The sequence below is a fragment of the Paraburkholderia tuberum STM678 genome (assembly GCF_902833905.1).
GTDB lineage: Bacteria > Pseudomonadota > Gammaproteobacteria > Burkholderiales > Burkholderiaceae > Paraburkholderia > Paraburkholderia tuberum.
The window spans coordinates 24,313-32,773 of record NZ_CADFGP010000073.1; the positions used below are offsets into that span (position 1 = coordinate 24,313).

Annotated in this window: 8 protein-coding genes and 2 pseudogenes; all 10 read right to left on the reverse strand. The window is 63.8% G+C overall.

From position 1 onward, the window contains the following. Positions 1–19: 19 nt before the first annotated feature. The gene (locus tag HWY30_RS35895; protein WP_090803854.1) at positions 20–439 is read right to left on the reverse strand and encodes an ExbD/TolR family protein; all 420 of its coding nucleotides are present in this window, start codon (positions 437–439) and stop codon (positions 20–22) included. Between the two features lie 16 nt (positions 440–455). Next, positions 456–1,187 carry a MotA/TolQ/ExbB proton channel family protein gene (locus tag HWY30_RS35900; protein WP_018418631.1) on the reverse strand — a complete coding sequence of 244 codons (732 nt, stop codon included), beginning with the start codon at positions 1,185–1,187 and terminating at the stop codon, positions 456–458. Positions 1,188–1,215: 28 nt separating this feature from the next. Beyond that, positions 1,216–1,953, reverse strand: coding sequence for an energy transducer TonB (locus HWY30_RS35905; protein ID WP_090803856.1), 738 nt, complete (start codon positions 1,951–1,953; stop codon positions 1,216–1,218). Between the two features lie 329 nt (positions 1,954–2,282). Next, positions 2,283–2,537 (reverse strand): (2Fe-2S)-binding protein, encoded by a 255-nt coding sequence (locus HWY30_RS35910; RefSeq protein ID WP_090803857.1) that lies wholly within the window; start codon positions 2,535–2,537, stop codon positions 2,283–2,285. A gap of 149 nt (positions 2,538–2,686) precedes the next feature. Beyond that, positions 2,687–3,574 carry a glutamate racemase gene (murI, locus tag HWY30_RS35915; RefSeq protein WP_090803859.1) on the reverse strand — a complete coding sequence of 296 codons (888 nt, stop codon included), beginning with the start codon at positions 3,572–3,574 and terminating at the stop codon, positions 2,687–2,689. A gap of 164 nt (positions 3,575–3,738) precedes the next feature. Next, positions 3,739–4,218, reverse strand: a complete 480-nt coding sequence (gene bfr / locus HWY30_RS35920) for a bacterioferritin (protein WP_018418627.1) — start codon at positions 4,216–4,218, stop codon at positions 3,739–3,741. 202 nt (positions 4,219–4,420) lie between these two features. Beyond that, the gene (locus HWY30_RS35925) at positions 4,421–5,944 is read right to left on the reverse strand and encodes a fumarate hydratase (RefSeq protein WP_090803861.1); all 1,524 of its coding nucleotides are present in this window, start codon (positions 5,942–5,944) and stop codon (positions 4,421–4,423) included. Between the two features lie 138 nt (positions 5,945–6,082). Then, positions 6,083–6,235, reverse strand: a pseudogene (locus HWY30_RS42785) (YqhA family protein); the annotation flags it as partial. Between the two features lie 136 nt (positions 6,236–6,371). Beyond that, positions 6,372–6,893 (reverse strand): annotated as a pseudogene (locus tag HWY30_RS35935) (EamA family transporter). 308 nt (positions 6,894–7,201) lie between these two features. After that, positions 7,202–8,332, reverse strand: a complete 1,131-nt coding sequence (locus tag HWY30_RS35940; RefSeq protein ID WP_090803864.1) for an IS110 family RNA-guided transposase — start codon at positions 8,330–8,332, stop codon at positions 7,202–7,204. Positions 8,333–8,461 lie beyond the last annotated feature (129 nt).

An 8,461-nucleotide genomic window follows, 5' to 3' on the forward strand; every position in this document is an offset into this window, starting at 1 on the left:
CCGCGTGCCACGTTACCGTTTACTTCGCTTTGGGCTGCGTGACGAAACCAATCTTCGTCAGTCCGCCAGCCTGCGCGGCCGACATCACCTGAGCGACCTTCTCGTACGGCACCTTGCGGTCCGCATCGAGATGCAACTCCGGCTGCGGGCTCGCCTGCGCGGCCGCGGCGATCTTCGCGGCGAGCGCCGCATCGTCGACCTTGGTGCTGTCCCACAGCACGTTGCCGTCCGCGTCGATCGACACCGTCACCTGCGCGGGCTTCGTGTCTTCCCTCTGACTGCTCGCGTGCGGCAGATCGATCTTGACCGCGTGACGGATCACCGGAATTGTCACCATAAAGACGATCAGCAGAACCAGCATCACGTCGACGAGCGGCGTCATGTTGATCTCGTTCATCAGGCCGTCGTCATCGTCTCCGGCGAAAGGGCTCATTGCCATTGGAATGCCTCGTCGATCAGTTGGCGCGGGTTGCGAGACGCAGGCCGTCGCCGCGCCTGGTCGACGACAGACGGGCACCGGTCACGAAGAACGCATGCAGCCCGTGCGCGAAGCGGCTCAGCTTCGCGACGATCGCCTTGTTGGCGCGCGTCAGCGCGTTGTAGCCGAGCACGGCCGGAATCGCGACGAACAGACCAAACGCGGTCATGATCAGCGCTTCGCCGACCGGGCCGGCGACCTGGTCGATCGACGACTGGCCGCTCGCGCCGATCGCGAGCAGCGCGTGATAGATGCCCCAGACCGTGCCGAACAGGCCGACGAACGGCGCGGTGCTGCCGATCGACGCAAGAATTGCGAGACCGCTCTGCATGCGCGCGACGCTTTCGTCCATCGTGTCTTTCAGGCAGCGCGTGATCCAGTCCGACACGTCCATGCGGTCGTGCAGATGCGGCTGCGTCTGGTGATGATGGTCGGCCGCTTCCTGGCCCGACAGCGCGAGCGCGAGGAACGGGTTGTCATGCGGCGTCGAGGCGCCGCCGCCGAGCTTCTTCACGCCGTCGGCGAGGTCGTCCGAATGCCAGAACGCCTGCTCGGCGTTCTTCGTCAGGCGCTTCAGGCGCATCACGTTCCAGCCTTTGACGACGATCACGCTCCACGACATCACCGACATGATCAATAGCGCGAGCGCGATACCGCGCGTCACGAAATCCCCTTGCGCCCACACGTGTGCCAATCCGTAGTTTTGCATTGCAATCCCTTGTTTTTGAAAGCTTGCTTCAGTCGGTCAGATTGAAGTTGAAAGGCTGGGTGTACGCGGCCCTGACGGGCTCGCCGTTCTCGAGATATGGTTTGCAGGCGCTCGCGCGTACGGCGGCCAAGGCCGCGTCGTCGAGACGGCTAAAGCCGCTGCTTTTCTTCAAATCGATGTTCTCGAGCTTGCCGGTCAGACCGACGACGAAGTGCACGTACGCGGTGCCGGATTCGCCGCGGCGCCGCGATAGAGCCGGGTATTCGGGCTGGCTGATATTGCAATCGAGGTGCGACACGTTTTTCGGCGCGCTGATTTCCATCGTCGGCTTGCCGATCGCGGGCGCTGCCGCGGTGGGCGGTGTCGCGGGCGCGGCGGGCGCGGCCGGCGTCGGATCGGGCGCCGCGACCGGCGTCGGCGATGGCGCAGCGGCCTGTGGCAACGGAGTTGGCGTCGGCTTGGGCGTCGGAGTCGGCTTCGGCTGGGCTTTCGGTCTTGTATGGACGGGCGGCGTTGGCCGGGGCGGCGGCGGAGCGATCGATTGCAGCGCGACCGGCGCGGCGAGCGGCGCGGGCGGCAGCAGTTCGGCGGTCATCATGTGCGATTCGAGCGCGACCGGCACAGGCTCGTGACGCAGCGTCATGATCACGGCGAGCAGAGCGACGTGAACCGCGGCGACTATGGCAGTGGCTGTCAGCGCGCGGGAATTCGGTCGGGTGGACGACGCCAGCGTGGCGCGGGCGGAAACGGGACGCGGAGCCTGCATGGTCAGTGTGGCAGCGCACCGTGCGGGCGGCGCGTCAAACAGGGCATCGTCATGTTCGGAAAATCAGCAGCGAAATGAACAAAGTAGTCACGAAACCAATCAGCAATTCCATCTCGAACTCCTTTCGAAGGGGGAGCGGGGTAGCTGGCTGGTACGAGTACTGGCTTGCTGACGGCAGTGGGATAACGCAGTACGGCGGACAGTACTGCGGTTGTGTTGCAGACGTGCGGCACATTCAACGTCGCATCGGAGCGCTACATAAAGCGTGCGTGAAGCAGAGGGGCTTTTAGACGCACCGACACGGCCTGCACCGGCCCTGCTAGCTGAGCTCAGGCTGCCTTGCGCTCGTAGAACGCGACTTGCACGACCTCGGCGACGCTCTGCACCTGCCGATGCTCGACCACGCCGCAACGGCTCGCGCACACGCCGCTTTGCAGCATCACGTCACGCACGGATTCCTCGCATTTGCCGCAGCACGAGGCGACGCCGAGTTCAAACTGCAACTCGTCGAACGAGTCGATGCCGTCCGCAATTGAGGAGCGGATTGTGCGGTCGGATACGGATTTGCAGACACAGACGATCATGGCAGGCGTGATAGCTAACGTTAATGCGAATTATTATCATTTTGTTTGGTTCGTTTGGCAAGCGTCCCGTGCGATTTTTTGTAACAAAACCAGACTCTTAGAATGGATTTCGTCGGCAGGAAGGGCGGGGCGCGCGCCGATTGCCGGCGCTAGGCGGCGCGAGAATCCGATGCGGCCGTGCGGCCCGACGGTATCGATACCTGCTCGACCGCGGCCTCGATCCGCAGCAGCGTGGCGGCGAGTTGCTGCTGATGGATGCCGTCGTCGGTGGAATAGAAGCGCGGCAGCGGCGTGCCCCCGGCCGACGCCGCGGCGCGCAGGCCGTGCTGCTCGAGCACGCGTTCGAGCTGACGCGCGATCGCCACGCTCGTGTCGATCAGCGCGAGCCGCTCGCCGACGATGTCGCGGATCGCCGCGTCGAGAAAGGGGTAATGGGTGCAGCCGAGCACCAGCGTGTCGGCGCCCGCGTCGAGCATCGGTTCCAGGTAGCTGCGCAGCAGTGCCTGCAGCTCGGCCGAGCCGACGTCGCAACGCTCGACCGCCTGCACGAGCCCGTGGCCGGGCTGGCACAGAAAGCGGCAGTCGGCGGCGTAGCGTTCGAGCAGCCCCTGAAAGCGGGCGCTGCGCAGTGTCGCCTGGGTCGCCAGCACGCCGGCGACGCGGCTTTTCGATTGCAGCGCGGCGGGCTTGACACCCGGCTCGACGCCGACGAGCGGAATCGGCAGCTTTTCGCGCACCAGCGCGATCGACTGCGCGGTCGCCGTATTGCATGCGACCACGAGCGCCTTCGCGCCTTGTGCGGCGAGCCATTCGCCGATGGCCACCGTGCGGTCGGTGATGAAGTCGTCGTCGCGCTCGCCGTAGGGCGCGTACAGCGAATCCGCGACATACAGCAACGCCTCGTCAGGCAGTTGCGCGCGCACCGCGCGCAGCACGGACAGGCCGCCGAGCCCCGAATCGAAAATGCCGATCGGCGCCTGCGACGCGGCGCCAGCGGCAACACTGCGGACAGTCGGGGACGGCGAAGGGGCGGGCATAGGCGAAAAAAACGAGCGGGAAGTGGCGGTCGGCGAAAAGGGTGAAACCACGGTGAGGCGCGAACAAGCGCGCAAGTATATCGCCCGTGCGGTACGGTCCGGCGCGAATGCCTGCTGGGCAGGCGTCGTGCCGCTACCGCGCGGGATGCTTCAGCGTGCTTCGATCAGGACTCGACCGAGCCCATCGCGCTTTGCTGGTAGTTCTGGATACCGACCTTGTCGATCAGATCGAGCTGGGTTTCGAGCCAGTCGATGTGCTCTTCGGTGTCGTCGAGAATCTTCGTGAAGATTTCGCGCGAGATGAAATCGCGCACCGATTCGCAGTAGGCAATCGCCTCCTTGCAGGTGCCTTGCGAAATCTGTTCGAGCTTCAGATCGCATTCGAGGATCTCTTTGGTTTCCTCACCGATCAGCAGCTTGTGCAGGTCCTGCAGATTCGGCAGACCGTCGAGCATGAAGATCCGTTCGATGAGCATGTCGGCATGCTTCATTTCGCCGATCGACTCGTCGTACTCGTGCTTGCCGAGCTTGTCGAGGCCCCAGTGGCCGTACATTCGGGCATGCAGGAAATATTGATTGATCGCGGTCAGTTCGTTTTTCAACTGCGCGTTCAGATATTCGATGACCTTCTTGTCGCCTTGCATGTTATTTCCTTTTTCGGGAACCTTGAATTTCCAACAACAATAAACGCCATGTCCAAAAAAGCCAAGAGATCCGATACAACTGTTGGCGGCGTTGGCGGCCTCGTGCGTGCGGCGCCTTGCGCGTGCATGACGCACGGAAAGAAAAAGCCGGGATCGCGGCCCCGGCTTTTCGACTGACCTGAGTAGCGTTAATCGCGACTCATCAAGCCGTGGCGACCGGAATCTTGCCGATCTTGGCTTGCCATTCCTTCGGGCCGGTCTGGTGCACGGAGGTGCCGTTCGAATCGACGGCGACCGTGACCGGCATGTCCTGCACGTCGAACTCGTAGATCGCTTCCATGCCGAGGTCTTCGAACGCGAGCACCTTCGCGCTGCGGATCGCCTTCGACACGAGGTACGCCGCACCGCCGACGGCCATCAGATACGCTGCCTGGTGCTTCTTGATCGCCTCGATCGCGACCGGGCCGCGCTCGGCCTTGCCGATCATCGAAATGAGGCCCGTTTGCGCGAGCATCGTCTCGGTGAACTTGTCCATCCGCGTCGCAGTGGTAGGGCCCGCCGGGCCGACCGCTTCGTCGCGCACCGGATCGACCGGGCCGACGTAGTAGATCACGCGGTTCGTGAAATCGACCGGCAGCTTCTCGCCCTTCGCGAGCATGTCGGCGATGCGCTTGTGCGCGGCGTCGCGGCCCGTCAACATCTTGCCCGACAGCAGCAGCGTCTGGCCCGGCTTCCAGCCCGCCACTTCTTCCGGCGTCAGCGTGTTGAGGTCGACGCGCTTGCTGGTTTCCGTGTTCGGTTCCCAGTGCACCTTCGGCCATGCGTCGAGCGACGGCGCTTCGAGCTTGGCGACGCCCGAACCGTCGAGCGTGAAGTGCGCGTGGCGGGTCGCCGCGCAGTTCGGGATGATCGCGATCGGCTTGGATGCGGCGTGCGTCGGCGCGGCCATGATCTTCACGTCGAGAACAGTGGACAGACCGCCGAGGCCCTGCGCGCCGATACCGAGTGCGTTGACCTTCTCGTGCAGCTCGACGCGCAGCTCTTCGATCCAGTCCTTCGGGCCGCGCGCGATCACGTCCTGAATGTCGATCGGGTCCATCAGCGATTCCTTCGCCATCACCATCGCTTTCTCAGCGGTGCCGCCGATGCCGATGCCGAGCATGCCCGGCGGGCACCAGCCCGCGCCCATCGTCGGCACGGTCTTCAGGATCCAGTCGACGATCGAGTCCGACGGGTTCAGCATCGCGAACTTCGACTTGTTCTCCGAGCCGCCGCCCTTGGCCGCGACCTGCACGTCGACGGTGTTACCCGGCACGATCTCGTAGTGGATCACGGCCGGCGTGTTGTCCTTGGTGTTCTTGCGCGCGCCTTCGGGCGGGCTCACGATCGATGCGCGCAGCACGTTGTCCGGATTCAGATAACCGCGGCGTACGCCTTCGTTGATCATGTCGGTGACGCTCATCGTCGCGCCGTCCCAACGCACGTCCATACCGACCTTCACGAACACCGTGACGATGCCGGTGTCCTGGCAGATCGGGCGCTTGCCTTCGGCGCACATGCGGCTGTTGGTCAGGATCTGCGCGATCGCGTCCTTCGCTGCGGGGCTCTGTTCGAGCTCGTACGCGCGGCCGAGCGCTTCGATGTAGTCGAGCGGATGGTAGTAGCTGATGTACTGCAGCGAATCAGCGATGCTCTGAATCAGGTCTTCCTGTTTGATGACGGTCATGGCTAGCTCAGTGGGGAGTGGCGCTTGTTGTCGGATCGCAGCACGGTGCGGTCAGTCTTGCGCCTTCATGGGAGTGGAAACCTTGATGCCGCCCACGGCGTGCAATGCCGCGGGCCCTTCGAAATGTTTGGGGTGCGTGTGCGTTTCGTCGAGCTTCATCGAGTCGGTGACCAGATGCCAGACTTCCTTCAGGAATAGCACGACGTAGACCGCCTGCGCGACGATCAGCCCGAGGTACAGCGGCACCTGCAGCCAGCGGCTCATGAAAACGAGGCGGGGCAGCGCGCGCATGGGGCGGCGCGGACGGGCGCAGGCGGGTCGCGAAGCGGACATAGGCAACGGTCAGATGAAGCGCGGGTGACGGAACAGGGGGCCAGGCGCCGACGGCGGTGCGGGGCGCGGCCACCGAAGGGGCGCGAGACTCGCGTCAGGCGCGCCATTGTACAGCGTCGGTCGAATCTGCTGCTTTGCGGCGGGCAGCGCCCGCCACACCGGAATTACGATGCGATCGGCGGCACGCTGCGGCGACCGGCAGCACCGCGCTGAACACGCCGGCACGACTGCCTGGCACGTGACGGATGCCTTTCATCCACAGCCAGAACGAGAAGATGCTGGCCGACAGCCCGTACCACAACACCAGCATCCAGACGCTCTACGGCACCGCGCGATAGTCGAAATGCGCGAGCGTGCCGGCGCCGAGCGGCAGCATCGGCAGCGTGAAGCCGAAGGTGCCGAATAGCGCCTGCAAAAACAGGTTGATCCATTCATCGCGTTTGACGCGGCGCAGTTTGGTCGCGCGCAGCAGCGGCCAAAACACGGCCATCGCGATTACGAAACGCAGCAGCGCAAACAGCGGGACGGGGACGAAGGCGACGATCGATTTACCGATTCCGACGTTGCTGCCGACGAGCAGCATCGAGGTAATGAGAAGCAGGGCGTAGCGATTCAAGCTGGAATCCGGACGGCTGATATGACTCCGCTTGTCAAGAGGGGATCGGTTTTGGGTTTTGAGCTGCCATCTGAATTTCCTGAGGGCGACGTAGCAGTAAATCTCGACGGTGGATCATGCTGATATCCGCGGGTTGGTTACCGCATTACAGAAGTCCGCCCAGCGAGCCTGCCGCTATCTAGTGCCGCAAGTCGAATCAAATCCGTTGCCTAACCGTCTCGCGGGTTGCTCGGGTGCCGGGCTACGCCGCTTTCAGGAAACTCTTGCTCGGGTGGTGAGGTTGATTTACTTGTTGCTCAAGGGTTCGGTCACGCCATGCGCACCTCGGGCCGTACGGAGAGCGACATGGCGAGCTGGCTGATGTCCCAGATGAAACCGGCGAGTTCGCGAGCGACCGCGACCACCGCAATATTCTTCTGCTTGCCGCGCGCGAGGAGCTTCCGGTAGCGCCGGCACAGGCGCATCTGCGCGTCCCAGGCGCGGTCAACGATGGGCTTGGGGATGCCTTCGTGGCGGCGCTGGATTTCGGGGCTCACGCGGGCCGGATGCTGGTAGCTCCAGGCCGCTTCCACCAGCAACTTTCTTGCATAGCTGTTGCCGTTCTTGGTGATGCTGCCCTGACGGCGCTTGTCGCCCGACGAGTGTTCGGATGGCGTCACCCCCAGCCAGGCCATCAGCTGGCGCGGGTGGGCGAAGCGTGACAGATCCCCGAGCTCAGCGAGCATGCCCACTGCCGTGGTGAACTGCACGCCGCGCATCGTCTGCAGGCCCAGCACGGCAGGATAGAATCGCCAGTTGACGACAGCCTCGCGCAACGCGGCCTCCAGCCGGTCGCATTGCGCCAGGCGATCCTCGATCGTGCGCCGATACTCCTCGAACGCCAGTTGCTGCCAGACGCTGTCGAAAGCATAGGCGCTGAGCCAGCGCCGGTGCGCAGGTCCCCAGTCGGCGCGGCCGGCATAGCGCACGCCATGCAAGAGCAGAAAGGCCTTCAGCCGTTGCCGCGCACGCTTAAGATCGTCCTTGGCGCTGACCCACGCGCGAGCCAGATCGCGGAATGCTTCGTCTTCCACGCTTGGCACGTACACCGCTGACAGGTCGCCGGCGCGCAGCGACCGCACCAGCTTGATCGCATCACGCCGGTCAGTCTTGACCCGATCGCCCGGCTTTTTCGGAATCAGCGACGGCGCGCACACCAGGCAGTCGAATCCCTTCTGCACGAGCTGACGATAAAGTCCATAGCCGCACGGGCCCGCCTCGTAGACGATGCGGATGTGCCGCGCCTTCGATTGCAGGCGCGTACACAGCCGATCAATATCCGTCTTCGTCGTGCCAATCTTGCCGAGCAGTTCGACCTCGCCTGTGCCCAGCGCATAGGCAACCGTGATCGAATCCTTGTGAACGTCGAGCCCTACGTACAGTGTGATATCTTTTTCCACGCTGGCCTCCGTGATGGATATCGCCGGGTGTGGCCCTGTCCACACCGTGCGGCTCTGGCAGAAATACTAACCCGCGTTTGAGTCCTCGCGGCGGGCCAGCCTCTACCTCGCGGAGTCATACTGACTAGT

What these genes read in the sequence shown, in the direction of transcription:
- HWY30_RS35895 (WP_090803854.1), bottom strand. Translation starts at nt 439, where the DNA reads ATGGCAATGAGCCCTTTCGCCGGAGACGATGACGACGGCCTGATGAAC.
- HWY30_RS35900 (WP_018418631.1), bottom strand. Translation starts at nt 1,187, where the DNA reads ATGCAAAACTACGGATTGGCACACGTGTGGGCGCAAGGGGATTTCGTG.
- HWY30_RS35905 (WP_090803856.1), bottom strand. Translation starts at nt 1,953, where the DNA reads ATGCAGGCTCCGCGTCCCGTTTCCGCCCGCGCCACGCTGGCGTCGTCC.
- HWY30_RS35910 (WP_090803857.1), bottom strand. Translation starts at nt 2,537, where the DNA reads ATGATCGTCTGTGTCTGCAAATCCGTATCCGACCGCACAATCCGCTCC.
- murI (WP_090803859.1), bottom strand. Translation starts at nt 3,574, where the DNA reads ATGCCCGCCCCTTCGCCGTCCCCGACTGTCCGCAGTGTTGCCGCTGGC.
- bfr (WP_018418627.1), bottom strand. Translation starts at nt 4,218, where the DNA reads ATGCAAGGCGACAAGAAGGTCATCGAATATCTGAACGCGCAGTTGAAA.
- HWY30_RS35925 (WP_090803861.1), bottom strand. Translation starts at nt 5,944, where the DNA reads ATGACCGTCATCAAACAGGAAGACCTGATTCAGAGCATCGCTGATTCG.